Origin of the sequence: Streptomyces sp. NPDC012825 (assembly GCF_042900925.1) — a bacterium.
Classification (GTDB): domain Bacteria; phylum Actinomycetota; class Actinomycetes; order Streptomycetales; family Streptomycetaceae; genus Streptomyces.
The window spans coordinates 393,578-413,997 of record NZ_JBIBBZ010000003.1; the positions used below are offsets into that span (position 1 = coordinate 393,578).

Annotated in this window: 20 protein-coding genes and 1 tRNA gene; 7 read left to right on the forward strand and 14 right to left on the reverse strand. The window is 71.1% G+C overall.

Annotated features, from left to right (window positions below; all coding sequences use genetic code 11):
• Positions 1–898: 898 nt before the first annotated feature.
• The 5 genes from ACFY7E_RS10385 to ACFY7E_RS10405 all read right to left on the reverse strand — a co-directional run bounded on the left by ACFY7E_RS10385 (position 899) and on the right by ACFY7E_RS10405 (position 4,898).
• Positions 899–1,120, reverse strand: a complete 222-nt coding sequence (locus ACFY7E_RS10385; protein ID WP_389482888.1) for a hypothetical protein — start codon at positions 1,118–1,120, stop codon at positions 899–901.
• A gap of 377 nt (positions 1,121–1,497) precedes the next feature.
• The gene (locus ACFY7E_RS10390; RefSeq protein WP_389482890.1) at positions 1,498–2,178 is read right to left on the reverse strand and encodes a nucleotidyl transferase AbiEii/AbiGii toxin family protein; all 681 of its coding nucleotides are present in this window, start codon (positions 2,176–2,178) and stop codon (positions 1,498–1,500) included.
• Positions 2,175–2,522, reverse strand: a complete 348-nt coding sequence (locus tag ACFY7E_RS10395; RefSeq protein ID WP_389482892.1) for a transcriptional regulator — start codon at positions 2,520–2,522, stop codon at positions 2,175–2,177. The genes ACFY7E_RS10390 and ACFY7E_RS10395 overlap by 4 nt, the downstream gene beginning before the upstream one ends.
• Positions 2,523–3,261: 739 nt before the next feature.
• Positions 3,262–4,467: a PP2C family protein-serine/threonine phosphatase gene (locus ACFY7E_RS10400; RefSeq protein ID WP_389482895.1), complete on the reverse strand. Its 1,206-nt coding sequence runs from the start codon at positions 4,465–4,467 to the stop codon at positions 3,262–3,264.
• Between the two features lie 164 nt (positions 4,468–4,631).
• Positions 4,632–4,898 carry a hypothetical protein gene (locus tag ACFY7E_RS10405; protein ID WP_389482897.1) on the reverse strand — a complete coding sequence of 89 codons (267 nt, stop codon included), beginning with the start codon at positions 4,896–4,898 and terminating at the stop codon, positions 4,632–4,634.
• Between the two features lie 239 nt (positions 4,899–5,137).
• Here ACFY7E_RS10405 and ACFY7E_RS10410 point away from each other — a divergent pair, with 239 nt between their 5' ends.
• A complete protein-coding gene (locus ACFY7E_RS10410) occupies positions 5,138–5,635 on the forward strand; it encodes a DUF5994 family protein (protein ID WP_389482899.1) in 498 nt (165 codons plus the stop codon).
• Positions 5,636–5,875: 240 nt separating this feature from the next.
• Here the strand turns inward: ACFY7E_RS10410 and ACFY7E_RS10415 are convergent, their stop codons facing one another.
• The 3 genes from ACFY7E_RS10415 to ACFY7E_RS10425 all read right to left on the reverse strand — a co-directional run bounded on the left by ACFY7E_RS10415 (position 5,876) and on the right by ACFY7E_RS10425 (position 7,047).
• Positions 5,876–6,043: a hypothetical protein gene (locus ACFY7E_RS10415; protein ID WP_389482901.1), complete on the reverse strand. Its 168-nt coding sequence runs from the start codon at positions 6,041–6,043 to the stop codon at positions 5,876–5,878.
• Positions 6,044–6,281: 238 nt separating this feature from the next.
• Complete coding sequence (locus ACFY7E_RS10420; protein WP_389482903.1) at positions 6,282–6,491, reverse strand: hypothetical protein; 210 nt, start codon at positions 6,489–6,491, stop codon at positions 6,282–6,284.
• A gap of 4 nt (positions 6,492–6,495) precedes the next feature.
• Entirely contained in the window at positions 6,496–7,047 is a 552-nt protein-coding gene (locus ACFY7E_RS10425; protein ID WP_389482905.1) for a DUF5994 family protein, read from the reverse strand.
• A gap of 310 nt (positions 7,048–7,357) precedes the next feature.
• Between ACFY7E_RS10425 and ACFY7E_RS10430 the strand changes: the two genes are divergently transcribed.
• Positions 7,358–8,197, forward strand: coding sequence for a hemolysin III family protein (locus tag ACFY7E_RS10430; protein ID WP_389482907.1), 840 nt, complete (start codon positions 7,358–7,360; stop codon positions 8,195–8,197).
• A 78-nt stretch (positions 8,198–8,275) separates the two neighbouring features.
• On the opposite strand, the gene ACFY7E_RS10435 is transcribed toward ACFY7E_RS10430, so the two are convergent.
• From ACFY7E_RS10435 to ACFY7E_RS10445, 3 genes are all read right to left on the reverse strand, one after another.
• Positions 8,276–8,614, reverse strand: coding sequence for a MerR family transcriptional regulator (locus ACFY7E_RS10435; RefSeq protein WP_389482909.1), 339 nt, complete (start codon positions 8,612–8,614; stop codon positions 8,276–8,278).
• 1,086 nt (positions 8,615–9,700) lie between these two features.
• Positions 9,701–11,518, reverse strand: a complete 1,818-nt coding sequence (locus tag ACFY7E_RS10440; protein WP_389482911.1) for an alkyl/aryl-sulfatase — start codon at positions 11,516–11,518, stop codon at positions 9,701–9,703.
• A 68-nt stretch (positions 11,519–11,586) separates the two neighbouring features.
• On the reverse strand, positions 11,587–13,320 hold the full coding sequence (locus ACFY7E_RS10445) for a SulP family inorganic anion transporter (protein WP_389483364.1): 1,734 nt from the start codon (positions 13,318–13,320) through the stop codon (positions 11,587–11,589).
• A gap of 170 nt (positions 13,321–13,490) precedes the next feature.
• On the opposite strand from ACFY7E_RS10445, the gene ACFY7E_RS10450 reads away from it, so the two are divergent.
• On the forward strand, positions 13,491–14,171 hold the full coding sequence (locus ACFY7E_RS10450) for a GAP family protein (protein ID WP_389482913.1): 681 nt from the start codon (positions 13,491–13,493) through the stop codon (positions 14,169–14,171).
• Between the two features lie 390 nt (positions 14,172–14,561).
• On the opposite strand, the gene ACFY7E_RS10455 is transcribed toward ACFY7E_RS10450, so the two are convergent.
• Positions 14,562–15,425 (reverse strand): NAD(P)/FAD-dependent oxidoreductase, encoded by an 864-nt coding sequence (locus ACFY7E_RS10455; RefSeq protein ID WP_389483367.1) that lies wholly within the window; start codon positions 15,423–15,425, stop codon positions 14,562–14,564.
• On the opposite strand from ACFY7E_RS10455, the gene ACFY7E_RS10460 reads away from it, so the two are divergent.
• Positions 15,425–16,567: a tyrosine-type recombinase/integrase gene (locus ACFY7E_RS10460; RefSeq protein WP_389483369.1), complete on the forward strand. Its 1,143-nt coding sequence runs from the start codon at positions 15,425–15,427 to the stop codon at positions 16,565–16,567. The genes ACFY7E_RS10455 and ACFY7E_RS10460 overlap by 1 nt on opposite strands.
• Before the next feature lie 174 nt (positions 16,568–16,741).
• Positions 16,742–17,557, forward strand: a complete 816-nt coding sequence (locus tag ACFY7E_RS10465; protein ID WP_389482915.1) for a TSUP family transporter — start codon at positions 16,742–16,744, stop codon at positions 17,555–17,557.
• Positions 17,558–17,748: 191 nt separating this feature from the next.
• On the opposite strand, the gene ACFY7E_RS10470 is transcribed toward ACFY7E_RS10465, so the two are convergent.
• Positions 17,749–17,822, reverse strand: a tRNA-Gly gene (locus ACFY7E_RS10470).
• 430 nt (positions 17,823–18,252) lie between these two features.
• Between ACFY7E_RS10470 and dcd the strand changes: the two genes are divergently transcribed.
• Together dcd and ACFY7E_RS10480 are read left to right on the forward strand one after the other, a co-directional pair.
• Complete coding sequence (gene dcd, locus ACFY7E_RS10475; RefSeq protein ID WP_030690788.1) at positions 18,253–18,828, forward strand: dCTP deaminase; 576 nt, start codon at positions 18,253–18,255, stop codon at positions 18,826–18,828.
• Between the two features lie 13 nt (positions 18,829–18,841).
• Positions 18,842–19,339 (forward strand): phosphoribosyltransferase, encoded by a 498-nt coding sequence (locus ACFY7E_RS10480; protein WP_062754055.1) that lies wholly within the window; start codon positions 18,842–18,844, stop codon positions 19,337–19,339.
• 66 nt (positions 19,340–19,405) lie between these two features.
• Here ACFY7E_RS10480 and ACFY7E_RS10485 read toward each other — a convergent pair whose 3' ends face one another.
• Positions 19,406–20,314, reverse strand: coding sequence for a Yip1 family protein (locus ACFY7E_RS10485; RefSeq protein WP_389482919.1), 909 nt, complete (start codon positions 20,312–20,314; stop codon positions 19,406–19,408).
• Positions 20,315–20,420 lie beyond the last annotated feature (106 nt).

Here is a 20,420-nt window from a genome sequence, read left to right on the forward strand (position 1 = left end):
TCGATCATCTGGATCCTGACCTGCGGAAACGTTCCTTGATGAGGTGTTTCTCGCCTGTCCCGAGACGCCCGTGTTGACCGCTGTTCACCGCCCTGAAGGGCACGGCTGGGGCACGCGGTCAGAGCCTGGGAGCGATCTGCGTCGGCACCGGCACCGGCATCGACGGGTCGGCCATGGCCGCGATCCGGGTCGGTCCGCCCACGCGCCACCGTCTGGTGTTCGTTCGCCTGGACGGTGCGGCGGTGGGACGGTGGGTCCGGGACAGTCGGCCCGCCGCCGAGCTTCCCGTCCGACCGGGGAGGCGCCCCTCCGTCGCCTTTGCCTGGACCTGATCAGCGTCGCGATCGCGCTCGGTGTCATCGGCGCCGTCGTCGACGGGCTCCTCTTCCGTTCTTCATCCGCATCGCGCTGTTCGTGGCCGACCTCATCCATGCCGCCATACGCCTGCGCCCGCTCGCCGCCGCCTCGTCCGGTGACGGATCTGAGTCCGTCACACCCGCACGGAGTTGGTCGGCGCATGTTGTGGATGGCGACGGAAACGGATACGCCTCGTGGCCGATGCCGATGCCGATGCCGATGCCGATGCCGATGCCGATGCCGATGCCGATGCCGATGCCGATGCCGATGCCGTCGTCACGAGTGGGGGCTAGCCCGCCTCGCGTCGAGCCGCACTCGTGCCGGAGGCGGACGCTTGCGCGTCCTCGTCGAGCAGGAAGGTTTCGACCTCCCCGAAGTCGGGCGCCTGGAAGGGATGTGTGGTGGGATGCGGTGATGCTGCAGCGGCGTAGGGGGATGCCTCTACCGGAGCGGAGAACGGGGACGTCAGATCGATGACAGGGGTCCTCTTCCTTGCGGGTCCATGAACGGATCTGGTGTGCCGTGACCGGGCACGGCGGTCCTACAGCTTGCTCATCTTGGCGTACGGACTCAGGACCCGCTCTCGCGTCGAGCCGAAATCCACGACCACCGCTATCCCGTTCTCCATGCCGGTGACCCGTCCAAGGCCGTGCACGTCGTGTGTGACCTGGTCGCCCACGGCGAACTGCTTGGGAGGCGGCGCGACCGGGGCTTTGAAGGGGCTGGTGGGCAAGAAGCGCTTCGGTGCACCTGGCTTTGTCATTGCTCCCAGTATGCGCCCACGCGTATCCGCTACGGCCGTTCACGTCCGCAGCGCGCGGTGGCTGAGAAGGGCCTCGCCGAAAAGCAACAGCCCCAGGTCCCTGACCCGGGGCTTCGCAGAAGAGCGGATGACGGGAATCGAACCCGCGCCACAAGCTTGGGAATCACCCGGCACTCGAGTAGGTGCGTAGCCTCTGAACTGCGAGAACGTCTACTGACGGCTCCGCGTCGACTGCCCCCGGCGAAGCTCTGGTGACCGCTGTTTACCGCCCCTACCGGCACGTTGTGGCACGCACTCCTGGACTCATCGACGGGGGCGCCCGCCGTCCGGATCCTTCTGCCAGGCACCGCTGGGCGCGAGTTCGGGAACGAAGCGGGTCAGTCTTCGGGCGGTTCTTCCAGTGCTTCCCGTTCATGGAGGCGCTCGGCGATGTCGTCAGCCCATGCCTGTGCCCACTGGCGGAGTTCGCTGATGCCCTGGCCGTCGAGTCCGTACGCGGCGAACTCGGTGTCGTCGATCCAGTCGGCTCCGGCGAGCCGGGACTGGAGATCCGTGAGGTCGAAGGTGTTGCGGGCGTGGCGGCGGCCGAGCTCCTCGAGCTCTGTGTGACTCCAGCGGCTGGTCGCGGCTCGGACGTCGATCAGATCACGGGCCAGGCCACGGTCGGCCAGTGCGCGAACCTTGGTGCCGACCACGTCTTCCAGGGAGAGCACGAGGCCGTGCTCGGTCTTGACCGGCGGACGCCAGAGCGCTTCCTTGAAGACGTCGACCTCACACTCCTCGCCGGTGGTGGGATCGGTGACGATCAGCCGTGCGCACAGTGGATCAGTCTCCAACGCCCGGACGTGCCAGCCGCGTTCTTCGAGTCCGGCGCGCACGGTGGTGGCGATGCGTTCCATCGGCTCCGGGTTCTCGGTGGCGACGTCGAGGTCCTGGCTGAGCCGGTTGACCAGTCCGTGTGCCTGGACGGCGTAGCCGCCGGTGAGTACGAGAGGGTAGACGTCGCCGACCGCGAGGACGTCCGCGAGGAGACGGCGGTGCAGGTCCGTGAGGTTCACGCGGCCGCCTGGGTGCTGGAACCCAGCTCGTTGAAGGCGCTCTCCCAGACGTCGCGGATGTCCCGACTGATCAGCGTGCGCAGGATCGGCCACATACCGATGAGCAGTTCCTTGTTCAGGTAGCGGACCAGGTCGTCGTGCTGTCCCTCGGCCAGGACGATTCGGTAGCAGCTCATCCGCAATCGGGGCTGGTCGAGATCGAACCGGGACAGGCCTGACCACACGAGGTGCAGCGGCAGGTCGACGATGCCGTGCGTGGGGCCGTCGAGCTCCGAGAGCTCGGCGGGAAGCCGCTGGGCGAATCTGGCGCGGCGGACCTCGGAGACGCTGGACGTGGCTGCCATGCCTTGATTATTCCGCAGTCGGTCCGAGCGGCCGGTCGGAACCCGCACAGTGACGCACGCGATTCGAACGCGTGATCCCCAGGGCTTGTGGATGCCGTGTGGCAGGGGCCGTGAAGAGCTGGGCTCGGGTGGTGCGGAGGTGGTGCGCTGCATCTGAGCCAGTCCGCGCAACGACGAAGCCCCAGGTACCTGACCTGTGGCTTCATGCAAGAGCGGATGACGGGAATCGAACCCGCGCCACAAGCTTGGGAATCACCGTCACTCGACTCGGCCAACCCTGGCCCGAGCCGCGAGGACGTGCTCCGAGACGGCTTTTCGAACACTCCCCGAGCACTCCTGTCGACCGCTGTTCACCGCCTTGAAGGGCGCGGCCGGGGCACGGTGCCGGAGGCGAACGGGACGCGGCGACCGGACAGCCTCCCGACGGGGGACCGGATCGGGCGCGGGGCCGTGGTCGTCACCTCCGCCTCTTGCGCGGGAGCGCGGTCATGCGCGCTCCGGCGACAGGACGGGACGGGGGTGTGGGCGTGGGCCGGCCCCTCCCTCCGTCTCCCGGGCGTCCTCCTGGCCCCGGGCTTCCGTGAGGGGCCCGGCGTGTCGATCGCCGGAAACGACGCCCGCGTGAGGGGGACGTACGAGGTGTTCCCGGTACCTCCGACGTACTCCGCGCAGGGGCCCGGCGAGGGCGTACGACCGGGTCTCCCCTCGCGGCCGCACCGCCGGACGCGAGGGGTTTCCGTCATCCGCGCCATTCGACGAGGACGAGCGTCGCGTCGTCGGTGGTGGCCCCGTCACGGGCACGTACGAGCGTGTGGGACAGGTCGCGTGCCACGGCACGGACGCTCCGGTCGGCCCGGTCCAGCCGGTGGACGCAGTCGATCAACCGGTCTTCGCCGAACTGTTCCCGTCCGCTCTCGTGTTCCTCGACCAGGCCGTCGGTGAAGCAGAGGACGCGGTCGCCGGGCTCGAGCGTCACTTCGCCGATCTGCGGCTGGTCCCCTCCGAAGCCGACGGGGAGGGTCGTGGGGCTGTTCAGGCGGCGTACGACGCGGTGCTCGCGGATCAGCATGGGGGCGGGATGCCCGGCGTTGACCCACCGGAGGCGGCCGGTGTCCGTGTCCAGCCGCATCATCTGCGCGGTGACGAAGTGGTCGGGGGCGAACTGCTCGGCCACGGCCCGGTCCATGAACAGGTAGATCTCGGACAGCTCGACGCTGATCCGGCGGGCGTGCCGGTACGCGCCGATGGCCACGGTCGCCATGGTCGCCGCGTCCAGGCCGTGGCCCATCGCGTCGATCATGGCGAGGTGGAAGGCGTCGCCGTTCAGGGCGTAGTCGAAGCTGTCGCCGGCCACGTCGTAGGCGGGTTCCAGGGCCCCGGCGACCGCGACACGGGGCATCGACATGGCCAGGGGCGGCAGGAGCGACCACTGGATCTCCGCGGCGACGCTCATCGGTTCGCCGCGGCGGGTTCGGAAGAAGAGGTCGGTGTAACCGTTCTTGGTCTGCAGCAGGTCGGCGACCAGGCCCGCGATCCTGCGCAGGATGCGGCGGTCGTCCTCGTCGACCGTGTCCAGGGTGACGGCCAGGACCCCGGCCTGGTCACCGCCGGCCAGCAGCGGTACGTGGACGCGTACCCCCTCGGCCGACGCGGTCTCGACCGGGCGTGAGGTGAGGAAGCACCGGCCGGCCTCCGAGTGGTCGACCGGCAGCGGCTCGCCGCCCGCCAGTCCTTCCCCGGGAAGGGGGACCAGCTTCCGCTGCCCGTAGTCCTGGAGGAGGATCCGCACCTCCCGGCATCCGAGCCGGACCAGCAGGTCGGCGACGACGGGCCCGACCCGGTCGGGCGGCAGCTCGTGCGCGGGGTCCAGGAGCCCGCCCAGCAGCTCCTCCCCGAAGCTCTCCGAGCGGTCGGGATCCCCGTGCTCGTACCGTCCGACGGTCATCCGGGGCCTCCAGGAGGGCGGCGGGGCGACGACCGGGGCCGGTGCCGGCATGCCGATCCGGCGGCATCGCGGTGCGGCTTCCAGGATGCTGCACGGCGGCCGGGGACGCCACGCGTGCCCCGCCGGGGCGGAGGACGCCGTGCCGTCCTGCCGTGGGAGACCGGTCAGGGTTCCTCGGTGTGGGGTCCGGCGCCGCTCGGGGGCCTGCTGGCGGCCAGCCAGGACCGTGCCGGCCCGGCGGTGCGGGCGGTGTCGACGGTGAGGTGGAGACGGGAGCCCCCGCCCGGAGCGGGGTAGCTGCGCTGCTCGCCGCCGGCGAAGCAGCGGCGGAGGACCTCCGCCACCGCGCGGGCGGCTTCCGGGGTGGCGGCGACGATGCGCACCTCGGCGTGTCCGGGTGTCGGCAGGGCTTCGGGATCGTTGTGCTCCACGGCGGGCACCGTCCTTTCACCCGGGACGCGTTCGCGGGCGCCCGGAGCGGGCCCGGCGCGCTTCCCGGTACGTCCACCGTACGTCCGGTGACGCCGGCCTCGTGCGTCGACGGAGCGGCGCACGCGCGGAACCCGCGGAGTACGGTGAAGGAACGAGCCCCCGCACCGCCCGCCGGCCCGGCACCCGCTGTGACCGCGCCCCGTGCGGCAGCCGCTCCCTGCAGACAGGCGGACCGGTCATGACCGACGCAGGCACTTCCCCCACCTCCCCGCTCCTCCTGCCCGACGAGGTCCATCACGCCGTCCGGCCGGGCACCGCCCTGCTCCGCCTGGAGACGACGCGGTCCCGGCAGGGTCTCCTCGACGGCGCGTGGTGGCCGCGCACGCGCGACGTCGAACGGGAGTTCCCGCCCCTGGTCACCGCCCTGACCGAGCACCTCGGCCCGCTCAGCCGGGTCGGTCTCGACGCCTCCGCCTGGAAGGGCATCCCGACCCGTCTGACCGTCGACGGCCGGGTCGTCCACGTCGACTCCTTCCCCGTCGGCGACGACACCGTCCTCGTCACCCGCGGCGACGAGGACCACTTCGCGCTGATGGTGGTGCCGCCGGACACCGAGCCCGAGGCCGCGCGCACGGCCATGGCCCGTGCGGTCCGTGCCGACAACGTGACGCGGGCCGCCGAGATCCTCGTCGCCGTCCTGCCCTCCCCGACGACCGGGTCCGAGGAACCGTCATGACCCGGACCGCGAAGGGAAACCTGGCCCTGTGCTCCCGCCGCTCCGCCTGCCGTCACGCGGCCCGGTGACGGTGGGAGAGGTCCGGACGAGGGCCGAGGCCCCGGGCCGCCGACCCGGGGCCTCGTGCGAGAGCGGACGAGGGCGAGAGCGGACGAGGGGGGACGTGACCGGTGCGCGTGCCCGTCGGCCCGGCCGCGCGTCGCGCTCGGTCCGGGAGGGCCGGCGGTAGGGGAAGGGACCTCAGTGCGCCGGGCGTCGGCGGTGCAGTACCGACCTCACGGCGAGGCAGAGGACGCCCGCGACGAGGAGGAGCGTGCCGACGGATGCCAGGTACAGCATGCCGTCGACGGCCGCGCCGATGACGATCAGCGTGATCGCGGCGATCAGCAGGAGAGAGAGGAGGACCATGGTGTGCCTCGGTTCGCGGATGCGGAAACCTCACGGCGGCGGTCGTCACAACGGCCCCGGCGCATTCACTCCGCCAGGGCCGCCCTTCCGGATCGCCGCACGTGAGAGTGCTCGATCCTGGTTCCATTGTACGACTCCGGGCCGGTTGGTGCCGAAAGGTGGAGCGGGCCGCCGGGCGGGGCGTCCCGGGCGCCGGGCGCACCGCCCGCGGCCTTCGGCCGGAGGAGTGGTTCGAGGGTCAGGACCGGATGCCCGTGCGCTTGCGGCCGGGCGCCTGTCCCGACGAACTGCGGGTGCTGTGACCCGGTGGCCGGGCGACGGCCGGGAAGGGGTCGCTGAAGCGGTGGGTCGCGATGCGCGCGTCGTGCTGGGCGTTGAGCCGGTGGATCAGCAACAGGCCGAGCACGATCAGGACGGCTCCCGCCGCGAGCGTGATCAGGGTCTCCACGTCGTCACCTCCGCACGTTCCCCGGCAAGGAGATCATCCGTGCCCCGGCGACCGGGTGCCGGAGGGCCGGCGGGGCGGCCCCGCCATCGGTCTCCCAGGAGTCCTCGCGGCTTCGGGCGTCCCGCGCGCCGCGGCCGGCCGCGGCTTCGCCGGACAGCAGTGCGCCGGCGGTGAGGACGCCGCCGGGGACGGCGGCGGCGGCCATGAGCCGGGCTGCCGCGGCGGGTTCGGTCCCGGGCGGGATCACCAGCAGGTCGCAGCGGCCGACGGCGTAGGAGAGCAGGATCATCTTGTCGGGATCCTGTTCGGTGAACCAGCCCACGTGCACGGTGTGCCCGGTGGCGGGGACCTTGTGGGGGACGACGGGCCAGCGGGCGGGGTTCACCGTGACGCGCGTGATGCGCCCGAAGCGGCTCTCCAGCGCGTCGACCAGTGACGGAAGCCCGACCGCGAGATCGCGTGAGCGGGGCCACCAGGCGCCGTCCAACAAGCCGGCGGGGGTGGTCCCCGGCGTCAGGGTCAGACGTGCCGGGAGGGGCGGAGCGATGGTGGTCATGATCGCGGACCCATTCCCGGGCCGCTCCGCGGAGCGGCCCAGTGTCTTGATCGCCGGAAACGACGTCCGCGTGGCGGCGGGTGTACGAGTTACTTCCGGTAATCCCAGCCTACCGCTCCCCGCGGCCGGACGAGGGGTTCCCGGCGAAAGGGTTTCCGCCGGGCGGCTCCCGGGCGTCCGCCCCGACCCGGCCGGTCGGCCCGACGCGTTTCGACGACGGGGAGCCGCCCGCGGGGCCGGAGCTCGTCACGCGGAGTGCGACGGGGCGGGGTTCCGGGATCTCCTCCGGGCGGGTTCCTACGATGTGCACATGGTTGCCCGCGATCCCCGACGGACCGGTTCGGGACCGGAGGAGGCGGTGTCCCGGGACGACGCCGAAGCCGGCAGCGGCCCTTCCGCGCCGGCGGTCGTGGGGGACGGGCCGGCCGGTCCCGCCCCCGGACCGCGACACGACGGTGCCGCCGAGGACGCCCGTCCCGCCGCCGGTCCGGCCGAACTGGCCGCCGGGCTGGCGGAACAGGTCAAGCCGAGGCTGCGCGGCCGGCTCCACGCCGGCATGGTCCCCGTGTCGCTGGTGGCGGGCATCGTCCTCATCTGCCGTGCGGGGGAGCCGCGGGCCGTGCTGGCCTGCACCGTGTACTCCGCCACGGCCTGGCTGTTGTTCGGGACCAGTGCCGTCTACCACCTCGGCACCTGGGGGCCGCTCGGCGAGGCCGTTCTGCGTCGCCTCGACCACGCCAACATCTTCCTGATCATCGCCGGCACGTGCACCCCGCTCGCCGTCCTCCTGCTCTCTCCCGACCAGCGGTCCGTCCTGTTGTGGACCGTGTGGACGGGCGCGATGGCCGGCATCGCCTTCCGTGTCCTGTGGGTCGGGGCTCCCCGTTGGCTCTACACCCCCTGCTACCTGGCCCTGGGCTGGGCACCCGTGGGGTACCTGCCCGGCTTCCTGCGGGGCGGCGGGGCGGCCGTGGTCTCCCTGATCGTGACCGGCGGCCTCCTCTACAGCGCGGGCGCGGTCGTCTACGCCCTCCGGCGCCCCGACCCCTCGCCCCGCTGGTTCGGCTTCCACGAGGTCTTCCACGCGCTGACCGTGGCGGCCTTCGCCTCCCACTGCACAGCCGTCTTCCTCGCGGTCCACCGGTCATGACGCTCTGCCGGGAGCCCGATTTCGCCCGTGGGCCCCGGCCGCCTCCACGGGTCGGTGGGGGCGACGGGTGAACCCGCCTCAGACGGAGGCCGGCGGCGCGGCCGATCCGGCGGCGCGGCGGAATTCGGCGTTGATGCGCTGGGCTTCTTCGAGCTGGTCCTCGAGGACGACGATGCGGCAGGCGGCCTCGACGGCGGTGCCCTGGTCGACGAGTTCGCGGGCGCGTGCGGCGATGCGCAGCTGGTAGCGGGAGTAGCGGCGGTGGCCGCCCTCGGAGCGCAGCGGGGTGATCAGGCGGTGTTCGCCCAGGGCCCGCAGGAAGGCGGGGGTGGTGCCGAGCATCTCGGCGGCCCGGCCCATGGTGTAGGCGGGGTAGTCGTCGTCGTCGAGACGCCCGCGCGTGTCGTCTGCCGTCATCTGCACCTCTCCCTGAAACACGTCGGGGGGCCCTGGTGCCGTACGGCACCAGGGCCCCGAAGGAACTACTACACCACCTGCCGGCCCTGACACTGCGCCGGCCTTCTGTGTCCGCAGACCCGGCCCGACTGCTACCAGGGATGCGGGGATCGCGGTTGCTTGACCGGAGACCACCTCACTGACGATGTCCTGCGGTACCCGGGCTCGACACTTCCGCCCGGGCGATCCCGATGGCGCTTCGCCCCTCCGTTCTCTCCTCGGTGATCAACTGCTCACTGACTTCACTGCTGCGTGCTGCGTTCACGAGGACCGCGTCTGCCATGACCGCGGTCTCGCACCGGCGGCCCCTGATCACTGCGGGCCACCCGGTCCGGCCGTCAGTCCCGTCGCCGTCCTGCGACAACCCTGGCTTCGGAACTCCACCGCCGTACCGTCCTGCGACTGCGTGTACCGCTGATACCGCTTGCCGGCAGTTCGTCTCTGCCAGGCCTGCTGTCTTTCTCGGCTACGAGAGAAAACATACCCACGCTCACATCAAATGTCTACCGTGGCGATGACAGATTTTCGTGAGTCCGGCGGCGAGGTAATCGGTGACGGCGCCACACGGCGCTGACGCCCGCCACCGCGGACGGCGCCGCGCGGGGCCGGGCCCGGATCGCGGGGGACGGGGGGAGCGGCGGCCAACCTTGACGGGGCGACGCGGACGGTCCGCGAGAAGGCCGCAGGGTGGCCGCGACGGAGAGCGTGTGGTGCACGCGTGGTGCGCGACTCCTGGGCGGACTCGGGCAGTGATGAAGTCCCAGGTCGCTGACCTGGGACTTCGTTCACGAGCGGATGACGGGAATCGAACCCGTGCTATGAGCTTGGGAATCAACCAGCACTTGAGCCCTTGCGCGCCCTCTGACCTGCGGGAACGCTCGTTCTGGGTCGGCTTCTCGGCGCCTCGCCATCTCCCCTGTCGTCCGCTGGTCACCGTCCCTACTGGCACGTTGTGGCACGCGCCGCCGTGGGGCGTCAGGCCTCGAGGATCGGCTCGGCGCTGCCGGCCGGAAGGGCCTCGCGAGGCCCCTTTGCGGGGTGCGGTGTTCAGGGGGTGACGATCGGGAAGCCCGGGTCGGGCTGGGTGACGTACGAGAAGAGGCGGGTCAGCAGGGCCGGGTCGCCGTCGGTGGTGATGCCGTCGGGGCCCTTGCCCGTGAGGACGCCCAGGAGCTGCGGCTTGGTGAGGGTGAGGGTGAGCCCGGCGGGAGTGCGGGGCGCGCCGCTGAGGGTGCGGTGGGTGAGGGCGCCGTTGTGGAGGGTGAGTCGGTGGCGGGCGTCCTCGTCGGTGAGGACGAGGTCGAGGGTGAGGTCCTCGTGCCAGGCGCGCGGGCCGTCGATGCGGACGGCGATCGAGTCGAGGAGCATGTCGGTGGTCAGCGCCATCGCCATCTCGGGGTTGGCGGTGTCGAGCAGGGCCGCGTTCTCGCCGTGGCGCAGCTCCATCGCGGAGGTGAGGTAGAAGTTGCGCCAGGTGCCGTTCTCGGCGCCGTGGCCGAGCCGGTCGTAGACCTGCGCGAGGGTCTCCTTGGCCTCGGTGTCGCCGGGGTCGGCGAAGACGACGTGGTTGAGGAGGGTGGCGGCGAAGCGGAGGTCGCCCCGCTCGATGTAGTCGCGGGCCTTGGCGAGGGCCTGGCCGGGGCCGCCGGCGAGGTCGACGTACCGCTTGGCCAGCTCGACGGGCGGGTGCTCCCACAGGGTGGCGACGTTGCCGTTGAACCAGCCCAGGTAACGCTGGTAGATCGCCTTGACGTTGTGGTTCAGGGATCCGTAGTAGCCACGCGCGTGCCAGGAGTTCTCCAGGGCGGGCGGGAGCTGGATCTCCTCGGCGATCTCGGGTCCGGTCAGGCCGCTGTTGAGCAGGCGCAGGGTCTGGTCGTGCATGTACGCGTAGAGGTCGCGCTGCTCGGAGAGGAAGCGCACGACGTTGTCATGGCCCCAGGTGGGCCAGTGGTGGGAGGCGAAGGCGACGTCGTACTGCCCGTCGAACAACTCGAGGGCCTCGTCGAGGTAGCGCGACCAGATGCGGGAGTCGCGGACGACGGCGCCGCGCAGGGTCAGGATGTTGTGCATGTTGTGCGTGGCGTTCTCCGCCAGGCACAGGGCGCGGTGGTCGGGGAAGAGGAAGTTCATCTCCGACGGCGCCTCGGTGCCGGGGGTGAGCTGGAAGACGATGCGGACGCCGTCGACCGTCTCTTCCTGCCCGGTCTCGGTGATGTCCACGGTGGGCGGGATGAGCGTGATGGTGCCGGTGGAGGTGGTCATGCCGAGGCCGGCGCCGATCTGGCCGTCGGGGGCCTTGGGCAGCCGGTCGCCGTACATGAAGACCGCGCGGCGGGTCATGGCGTTGCCGGCGTAGACGTTCTCGCTGACCGCGTGCTCCAGGAAGCCGGCGGGGGCGAGGATCGGCACGCCCTCCTCGGTGCCGCGCGGCAGCACGCCGCGGGCGCCGCCGAAGTGGTCACCGTGCGAGTGGGTGTAGATCAGGCCGGTGACCGGGCGGTCGCCGCGGTGCTCGCGGTAGAGGGCGAGCGCGGCGGCGGCGGTCTCGGCGGAGATGAGCGGGTCGATGACGACCACACCGCGCTCGCCCTCGACGAGCGTCATGTTGGACAGGTCGAGGCCGCGGACCTGGTAGATGCCCTCGGTGACCTCGTACAGGCCCTGCTTCGAGGCGAGTTGCGCCTGTCGCCACAGGCTGGGGCTGGCCGTGTCGGGGCAGTCTCCCTTGAGGAAGTCGTAGGCGTCGTTGTCCCACACGACGCGGCCGTCCGCCGACTCGACCACGCCGGGGACCAGCGCGCCGATGAAACCGCGGTCGGCGTTCTCGAAGTCGGTGGTGTCCTCGAAGGGGAGGGCGCTCATCTCTTGCTCCGTTCTGCGGCGGTGCGGTCCGGTTCATCTCAACACCGGATGGTGGTATGCGCACTTTGTTATGAATGTCCGGTCGGCTCGCTGTCAGGGCCGGTGTCCGCCCGCTGCCGCGCGGCGATCCAGGCGTGCCCGTCGGTGACCGCCGTGTGCAGGGCCCCGAACAGTTCGGGCCGGGCCGGTACGACTCCTCCCTCGCCGAGCCGCTCGCTCAGCCCGGACGCATCCAGGGCCCGTACGAGCGGGGGCGTGGCCCCGGCCAGGACGAGCCGGCCTCCGGCGTCGGAGAGCGCCCGGGCGTACCGGTCGAGGAGCTTGATCACGGCCGAGGACGGCACGTCCGGCACGGTCCGTACGACGAGGACGAGGACGGCATCGCGGGCCCCGGCGGGATCGGGCAGCTGGGCCTCGATGCGGGGGAGCTCGGCGAAGAAGGACACGCCGGCGTAGTCCAGGACGGTGACCTCACCGGGCGGCAGCCGTCCCGGCGGGTCGGCGGTGTGCCAGGTCCCGTCCCCGCCCCGGTCCAGGGCGACGACCTTGGCCTGGCGGGCGGCCTGGGCGCAGTACAGCAGCAGGGACAGGACGGCGCCCAGGACGATGGCCCGCTGGAGGGGGAGCCGGGTGGTGGCGAGGAAGGTGAGGACCATCGCCGCCGACGACATCCGGGAGGTGCGCAGGACGAGGCGGATGTCGTGGCGCTTGCCCCAGATCAGCTCGCCACCGACGACGAGGATCAGGCCGCCGATGACGGGCATGGGGATGCGCTCGGCGAGCGACCCGCACAGCAGGACGACGAGGGCGAGGATGCCGCCGGAGAACACCCCGGCCCAGCGGGTGCGGGCCCCGGCGGAGACCGCGACGCCGGTGCGGGACATCGAGCCGCCGGAGGGCAGTGCCTGGAACAGGCCGCCGAGGAGGTTCGCGTACCCCTGGGAGCGGAAGTCGCCGTTGACGTCGGAGCGCGAGCCGTCGGGGTTGGGCATGGACGGCGAGATCCCGGCGGCCTGCGCGAGGGCGACGAGCGCCACGGAGAACGCGCCGCCGATCAGTGCGGGGACGGCTGACAGGTCGGGGGCGGTGAAGGAGGGCAGGGCGGCGGGGATCGAGGCGATGCCCTTCACCAGTTCCACGTCGACGGACAGGGCCGTCACCCCGACGCTCGCGACGACCATGGCGATCAGCAGGGCCACCGGTTCGAGCCGCTTCACGGCCCGGGCCGCTGCCCAGACGCCCAGGGTGACGACGGCGACGAGGGTCGTGGCCCCCTTCCAGTCACCGGCGTGCACCAGCCAGTCGCCGAGCTGGTACAGCTTGTTGTGCCCCTGCGGCTCGTAGCCGGTCGCGTCCTTCAGCACGCCCGTGATGATCTGCAGCGCGATGCCGGTGGAGAACCCGGTCATGACCGCGTTCGACACGAAGCTCATGACGGCGCCGAGCCGGAGCACGCCCATCAGCAGCATCACCGCGCCGACCATCACCGTCAGCACGGCCACGTTCCCGGCGTCCTTCGGGTCGAGCCCCGCGTCCGACAGCACGCTCTGCGAGGTCAGGGCGATCGCGCTGGTCAGCGTCGTGACCATGAGGACGGTACGGGAGGTCAGCGAGCCCACGATCGCGGGCACCACGCCCGCGTACAGGCCGGCGACCGGGTTGAACCCGGCGATCGCCGCGTACGCCATCCCCTCCGGGATCGAGAACAGCCCGGTGACGGCGCCCGAGGTGGCATCGGCGGGCCGCGGACGCCCCAGCCTCCGCAGCCTCGGCGTGAGACACGCGCGCCGACCGGCCGCCATCCGCCACCACCCCTCTCCGTCCGTCCGCACCTAGGCAAACCCGGCGGCGGGACCCCGACCACCGCGACTGGTCCGAACGGGCGAACGGCGCCGCAGAGCCGTCGGCCAGGGTGCCGACACCCTGGTGAGGTGCGAGTTTTGAACAACCGTACGAGTCCTGGAGGTGTGCCATGGGCGATGCCATCGGCCAGATGCTGGCCTCGGCCGTCGGCATCGCGATCAGCCCGCTCCCCCTCATCGCCGTCATCCTGATGCTGGCCACGCCGAAGGGCCGCAGCAACGGCCTCGCCTTCACTGCCGGCTGGGTCCTGTCCCTTGCCGCCCTGGTCACGGTGATCGTTCTGGCCGGCTCCGGCGCCGATGCCTCCCGGGGCGACGAAGGTCCCGCCACGTGGACCCTGTGGCTCAGACTCGCTCTCGGTGTCCTCTTCCTGCTCATGGGCGTCAGACAGTGGAAGGACCGTCCCAGGGAAGGCCGTACGAGCGAGCCGCCCGGCTGGATGAAGGCCATCGACCGCTTCACCCCCGCCAAGGCCGCCGGCCTCGCCGCCGCCCTGGCCGTCGCCAACCCCAAGAACCTCGTCCTGGCGGTCGGCGGCGCCGTCTCCATCGCCTCCAGCACGGCCTCCCCCGGAGGCAAGACCGTCGCGGCCGCCCTGATGGTCCTGATCGCCTCCCTCTGCACCCTCCTCCCGCTCGCCGTCTACCTCTTCGGCGGTGCCAGGTCCGCGAAGGTCCTCGGCGAGTGGAAGGCGTGGATGACCGCCCACAACGCCGCGATCATGACCACCGTTCTCGTCGTCCTCGGCGCGAAGTACGTCGGTGACGCGATCAGCGGCCTCACCACGTGAGCGACCGGGACGACGAGAGCCCAGGGCACCGGCCTGCGGGACACAGCACGCCACGGGTAGGACGGGTGCGACGGCCGGCGGCCGCGAGCGACCGTTGGAAGTCCAATCCGGCGTCTCGGCATGGCACTTGCGGCACCGACCCCGACCCTCAAGAGGTTTAGGCGCGAGGAAACCCCAGGTCGCTGGCCTGGGGCTTCGCTCACGAGCGGCTGACGGGAATCGAACCCGCGCTATAAGCTTGGGAATTACCCGGCACTTGGACGTACGCACAGCTTCTGACATGCGGGAACGCTCGCAGGGAGCGACTTCTTGGCCGCTCCCTGATCACCCTTGTTGACCGTGTTTTACCGTCCCTTCTGGCACGCTGTGGCACGGCCTCCCCGCCGGGCGTCAGACAGTTGTCGGCACCACGGCCTCGTGTGCGAGCGCCGCCAGATGGCGTTCGGTGCCCAGGGCCGCCTGGCAGCCGCTGGCGGCGGTGATGGCCTGGCGGCAGGTGTGGTCGGCGACGTCGCCGGCGGCGAAGACGCCGGGGATGTTGGTGCGGGTGGAGGGGGACTCCACCTTGATGTAGCCCTCGTCGTCGAGGTCGATCTGGCCGGTGAAGAGTTCGGTGCGCGGGTCGTGGCCGATGGCGATGAACAGGCCCGTCACGTCGAGCTCGCGGGTGGCGCCGGTGAGGACGTCGCGCAGGGTCGAGCGGCGGTGGACGACGGTCACGGAGCGGGCGAAGCGGGTGAGGAAGGCGGCTTCCTCCATGGCGGTGTCGCCGCCGCCGACCACGACGATGTCGCGGTCGCGGAAGAAGAAGCCGTCGCAGGTGGCGCACCAGGAAACGCCGCGACCGGAGAGTTCGTCCTCGTTCGGGAGGCCGAGCTTGCGGTAGCCGGAGCCGGTGGCGATGATCACCGTCTTCGCGCGGTGGACGGTGCCTTCCGAGTCCGTGAGGAGCTTGATGTCGCCGGTGAGGTCGACGGAGACGATGTCGTCGTCGATCATCTCGGCGCCGAACCGCTCGGCCGGGGCCCTCATGTTCTCCATGAGGTCCGGGCCGTCGATGCCGGTGGGGAAGCCGGGGAAGTTCTCGACCTCGGTCGTGGTGGTCGGCGAGCCGCCGACGAAGATCGAGCTGCCGAAGAGCAGCGGCTTGAGCTGGGCGCGGGCGGTGTAGAGGGCGGCGGTGTACCCGGCGGGGCCGGACCCTATGACGATGACCTCGCGGACGTCGTCACCAGAGGCGGTGGGCTCGGTCACTGTGGTCACGCCTCCTGCTTCGCGTCGATCTCGGCGATGAGGCCCTCGATGAGGACCTTGATCTCGTCACGGACGGGGCGGACGGCCTCGACGCCCTGGCCGGCCGGGATGGAGCCCGCGGAGCGGACCTCGACGCGGTCGCCGGCGAGGTCCTGTTCGCCGAGTACGCCAAGCGTTGGATCGACGAGCGCGGCGTCGCGCCCACCACCGAGGAGCTGTACCGGCGACTGCTCCGCCTCCACCTGGAGCCGGCCTTCGGCGACCAGTACGTCAACGCCATCAACCCCGCCAGAGTCAGGACCTGGCGCGCGGAACGGCGACAGGCGACAGGCACCACCACGACCGCCAAGTCGTACCGCCTCCTCAAGGCCATCATGCAGACGGCCGTCGAGGACGACCTTCTCCGCCGGAACCCGTGCTTCATCCGCGGGGCCGGCCGCGAGGACGCCGACGAGCGGCCCGTGGCTACTGTCGAGCAGGTCTTCGCGCTCGCCGAGGCCATCGGCATCCGCTGGCGGCTGATGGTTCTGCTCGGCGCCTCCGCCTCCATGCGCCCGGAGGAGCCGGCCGAGCTGCGCCGCTCCGACGTCGGACTCGACGCGGGATCCGTACGGGTGCGGCGGGCCGCTCCGGAGCTGAACACCGGGCGCAGGGTGATCGGCGACCCCAAGTCCCGAGCGAGCAAACGGGAGATCATGCTGCCCGGCTTCATCCTCCTCGACATCCGCCGCCACCTGGAGTGGTTCGCCCAGGACGGTCCGGACGGCCTCGTCTTCGTAGGGGAGAGGGGCGCCGCTCTCCGTGGCACTGCCTTCGGCCGGAAGTGGTGCAAGGCCCGCGACGCGGTCGGCCTGGCGAAGGAGTTCCGCTTCTACGACCTCCGGCACACCGGCAACACCCTCGCCGCCGACACCGGCGCCAAGCTCAAGGACCTGATGGTCCGCGCCGGCCAGTCCTCGGAGCGGGCGCAGCTGATCTACCAGCACTCCACCCAGGCGCACCAGCGCAAGCTCGCCGACGCCATCGACGCCACCGTCCGCAGCAAGCGCGCGTCGATACACCCGGGTACGGATGCGACCGCCACCGTCCACGTGATCACTCCGCCGCTCCCGACTCCCGCTGGAGCGGCTCGGCGGAGGTGACGCAGGGGTGCGGCCCCGGCAGCCAGTGCCGGGGCCCGCACCCCTGTGACTCTCCCGGGGTTCGAGTTCAGCGGTCGGATGTCCTGACGAATCCTGGTCGGGGATCCGGTGGCATTCCCCGAAGGTGGGGTCGGGCCGTAGCGGGCGAGTCTGCGACCGGCGAGGATGCCCGTCATGCGCACCGACCAGAGCCTTGCCTCCCTCCGCTCGACGCACTCGGCACCCGTGGTGTTCGGTGCCGGAGCGGCGATCGGGGTTCTTGGCGGGATGATCGGGTTGGGCGGCGCGGAGTTCCGCCTGCCGCTGCTGATCGGCCTCTTCGGGTTCGCCGCGCTCTCGGCCGTCATCCTGAACAAGGCGATGAGCCTGGTCGTGGTTCTGATCGCCCTGCCCGCCCGCCTCGCGGCGGTCCCGGCCGCGGACGTCGCCGCGCGCTGGCCGGTGGTGGTCAACCTGCTGGCCGGCAGCCTGCTGGGCGCCTGGGCCGGGGCCGCCTGGGCGGTACGGATGGGCTCCTCCGCCCTCTACAAGGTCCTCGCCGCGTTGATGGTGCTCATGGCCGCAGCCCTGGTGCTCACACACACCACCACCGTGGACCCGCTCGCGATGCCGCTGTGGGCACAGGTGCCGTGCGGAGTCGTGGCCGGGTTCGGGATCGGGGTGGTCGCCGCGATCATGGGCGTGGCCGGCGGCGAACTGCTGATTCCGACGATTGCGTTGCTCTTCGGGGAGGACGTCAAGACCGCGGGAAGCCTTTCCCTCCTGGTCTCCCTGCCGACCATGCTGGTCGCCTTCGCCCGCTACAGCCGCGACGGCAGTTTCGCGGTCCTCGGCGCCAACCGCCGCTTCACCATCACCATGGCCACAGGGTCGATCGTCGGCGCGGTTCTCGGCGGGCTGCTGCTCGGCGTCTTCCCGGACGCGGTCCTCATCCCCGTGCTGACGGTGATCCTTCTCGTCTCGGCAGTCAAGCTTGCCCGGCACGACTGACCCGTGTGGTGCAGGTCACTTGAAGCGGGTCCCGGTCTCCGGGACGGCCGCGGCGACAGGTCGCCGCGAGTGGCCATGCGGCGCCCCATTCTGATGCCTCGTCAGGGCGCTCATGGCACGCGAATGGCACGCCAGCTCCGAGAGGTCTAGACGACAAACGAGCCCCAGGTCTCCGACCTGGGGCTTTGCTGTGGAGCGGATGACGGGAATCGAACCCGCGCTATAAGCTTGGGAAGCTCATGTTCTACCATTAAACTACATCCGCACAGCGGCCGGATGACCGGTGCCGCATCGTTGCACACTGTACCCCATGCGTCAGTTGAGGCGAAGCCGGCGCTCTCGCCGGGTGTGTGCGGAGTGCCGTCCCGGGGAGGGGCCCGCGGTCGCCTAAGGTGGCTTTCTCGTCCATCGCATGTGCAGGAGAAGCGACTTGATGGGTTCCGTGGAGCGCACCGTCGTCCGTTGTGCCGAAGGGCACGTGTTCAGTACCGCCTCGTTCCCGCTCCAGCAGCTCGGGGCCGGGCGGATCGGGCCCGGGCGGCTCATCCGGTGTCCGCGGTGTGCGCGGCTGCGGCACGCGGTGCCGGTGGAGCTCGAGCGGCGCTGAGCCGGGGGCCCGCCGCCGGGCCGGGAGCGCCGGGGCGCGGTGCCCTGCCGATTGGGGCAGGTCCGCGCCCCCTGCGTATCGTGGGGGCGTGCTTCTCTCAGACAAGGACATCCGGGCCGAGATCGATGCCGGACGGGTGCGCATCGACCCGTACGACGAATCCATGGTGCAGCCCTCGAGCATCGACGTGAGGCTTGACCGCTTCTTCCGGGTGTTCGAGAACCACCGCTACCCGCACATCGACCCCGCCGTCGAGCAGCTCGACCTGACGCGCGAGGTCGAGCCGGAGGGCGACGAGGCGTTCATCCTCCACCCGGGTGAGTTCGTGCTCGCCTCCACCTACGAGGTCATCACCCTCCCGGACGACATCGCGTCCCGGCTCGAAGGAAAGAGCTCCCTCGGGCGGCTCGGGCTCGTGACGCACTCGACCGCCGGGTTCATCGACCCCGGTTTCTCCGGGCACGTCACCCTGGAGCTGTCGAACCTCGCCACCCTGCCGATCAAGCTCTGGCCGGGGATGAAGATCGGCCAGCTGTGCATGTTCCGGCTGAGCTCGCCCGCCGAGTTCCCGTACGGGAGCGAGCGGTACGGCTCCCGGTACCAGGGCCAGCGGGGGCCGACGGCCTCCCGTTCGTACATGAACTTCCATCGGACCCAGGTGTGAGGCGGTCGCAGTCATGAGTGAAGTACGCGAGAACCTGACGTACGAGGGGTTCGGTCTGGCCGTCCGCGAGCTGGCGCAGACCATCGCCGACGACGGCTACGAGCCCGACGTCGTGCTCTCCATCGCCCGTGGCGGCGTCTTCGTCGCCGGCGGCCTGGCCTACGCCCTGGACTGCAAGAACATCCACCTCGTGAACGTGGAGTTCTACACCGGCGTCGGCACCACCCTGGAGATGCCGGTCATGCTGGCGCCCGTCCCCAACGCGATCGACTTCAGCGACAAGAAGGTGCTCATCGCCGACGACGTCGCGGACACCGGCAAGACCCTCAAGCTCGTCCACGACTTCTGCGTCGACCACGTCGCCGAGGTCCGCTCGGCCGTCATCTACGAGAAGTCCCACTCCCTCGTGAAGTGCGAGTACGTGTGGAAGAAGACCGACGAGTGGATCAACTTCCCCTGGAGCGTCGAGCCGCCCGTCGTACGGCGTGAGGGTCAGGTTCTCGACGCCTGAGACACCGGGACGTGGAGAAGGCCCCCGCCGGGCGTCGGCGGGGGCCTTTCCTCATTTCCGTACGCGTTACAGCGTGCCCAGCTTGATCAGGCTCAGCAGCGCCACCAGCTGGATCGCCGACGCTCCCAGGGCCTTCGGCCACGGGAGGTCGTGCGAGCGGCTCACCATCACGGTGAGGAGGGCGCCCGCCGCCAGCCAGGTCAGCCAGCCGATGACCTGGACCAGGCCGTTCTCGCCGCCCAGGAAGAGGGCGAAGACCAGGCGGGGCGCGTCCGTGATCGACGTGATCAGCATCGACAGGCCGACGGTCGGCTGCCAGGACCCGTCGCCGCCCAGCTGGCGGGCCAGGGTGTGGGTGACCGCGCCCAGGATCAGTCCGCCGACGACGAAGCCGAGGGCGGTCATCAGGACGTACGGGATCGCCGTCGACAGGGTCGCGTTGATCGCCTCTTCGCGGGCCGTGTCGAAGCCGAAGATCGCGAGCAGGCCGTAGAGGAAGGTGACGATCAGCGCCGGGCCCCAGACGGCGTGGTCCCGCGTCCGCAGGAACGTGTCCGCGGGGCGCAGCACGATGCCGCTCAGGAGCGCCTTCCAGGGGAGCCGGGGGCCCATGGGGGCGGGAGCCGCGCCGGCGTGGTGGGGCGTGGCCGGGCCGTACGGGTCGTCCACGCTGAACACCTGCGTGTGACCCGGGTTGTTCGCCGTGACCGCGTGCGGGTGCTGCTGCTGCCCGTACGGGTCGCCGAAGTACTCCGGCTCGCCGTACGGCTGCTGCTGACCGTGCCCGTGCCCGTGCCCCTGTCCGTGCCCCTGTCCGTGTCCCTGCTGCCCGTACGGCGCCCGGTCCCGGTCCTGCTGGGGCCACTGCTGCCGTGCTCCTGGCGGCGGGGCCGCGTCGTGCCCGTACGGCGCCTGCTGCGGTCGTCGTTGCGGGGGGCGGTTGTCCCGGCCGCGTCCGTTCCTGAATCCAGCCACGTCATTGAACGTACCCGCTTCCGCCGGTCGGGCGCTCCTTTGCGGCTGACCTGTGACATCCCCTAAGGGACGGTACGTACGGGAACGGCCGCCCCGCGCGAAGCGG

Excerpts from the sequence above, each read along its gene's own strand:
- ACFY7E_RS10430 (WP_389482907.1), top strand. The coding sequence starts at position 7,358 with ATGGTTGCCCGCGATCCCCGACGGACCGGTTCGGGACCGGAGGAGGCG.
- ACFY7E_RS10400 (WP_389482895.1), bottom strand. The coding sequence starts at position 4,467 with ATGACCGTCGGACGGTACGAGCACGGGGATCCCGACCGCTCGGAGAGC.
- ACFY7E_RS10450 (WP_389482913.1), top strand. The coding sequence starts at position 13,491 with ATGGGCGATGCCATCGGCCAGATGCTGGCCTCGGCCGTCGGCATCGCG.
- ACFY7E_RS10415 (WP_389482901.1), bottom strand. The coding sequence starts at position 6,043 with ATGGTCCTCCTCTCTCTCCTGCTGATCGCCGCGATCACGCTGATCGTC.
- ACFY7E_RS10465 (WP_389482915.1), top strand. The coding sequence starts at position 16,742 with ATGCGCACCGACCAGAGCCTTGCCTCCCTCCGCTCGACGCACTCGGCA.
- ACFY7E_RS10435 (WP_389482909.1), bottom strand. The coding sequence starts at position 8,614 with ATGACGGCAGACGACACGCGCGGGCGTCTCGACGACGACGACTACCCC.
- ACFY7E_RS10410 (WP_389482899.1), top strand. The coding sequence starts at position 5,138 with ATGACCGACGCAGGCACTTCCCCCACCTCCCCGCTCCTCCTGCCCGAC.
- ACFY7E_RS10445 (WP_389483364.1), bottom strand. The coding sequence starts at position 13,320 with ATGGCGGCCGGTCGGCGCGCGTGTCTCACGCCGAGGCTGCGGAGGCTG.
- ACFY7E_RS10385 (WP_389482888.1), bottom strand. The coding sequence starts at position 1,120 with ATGACAAAGCCAGGTGCACCGAAGCGCTTCTTGCCCACCAGCCCCTTC.
- ACFY7E_RS10425 (WP_389482905.1), bottom strand. The coding sequence starts at position 7,047 with ATGACCACCATCGCTCCGCCCCTCCCGGCACGTCTGACCCTGACGCCG.
- ACFY7E_RS10480 (WP_062754055.1), top strand. The coding sequence starts at position 18,842 with ATGAGTGAAGTACGCGAGAACCTGACGTACGAGGGGTTCGGTCTGGCC.
- ACFY7E_RS10395 (WP_389482892.1), bottom strand. The coding sequence starts at position 2,522 with ATGGCAGCCACGTCCAGCGTCTCCGAGGTCCGCCGCGCCAGATTCGCC.
- ACFY7E_RS10440 (WP_389482911.1), bottom strand. The coding sequence starts at position 11,518 with ATGAGCGCCCTCCCCTTCGAGGACACCACCGACTTCGAGAACGCCGAC.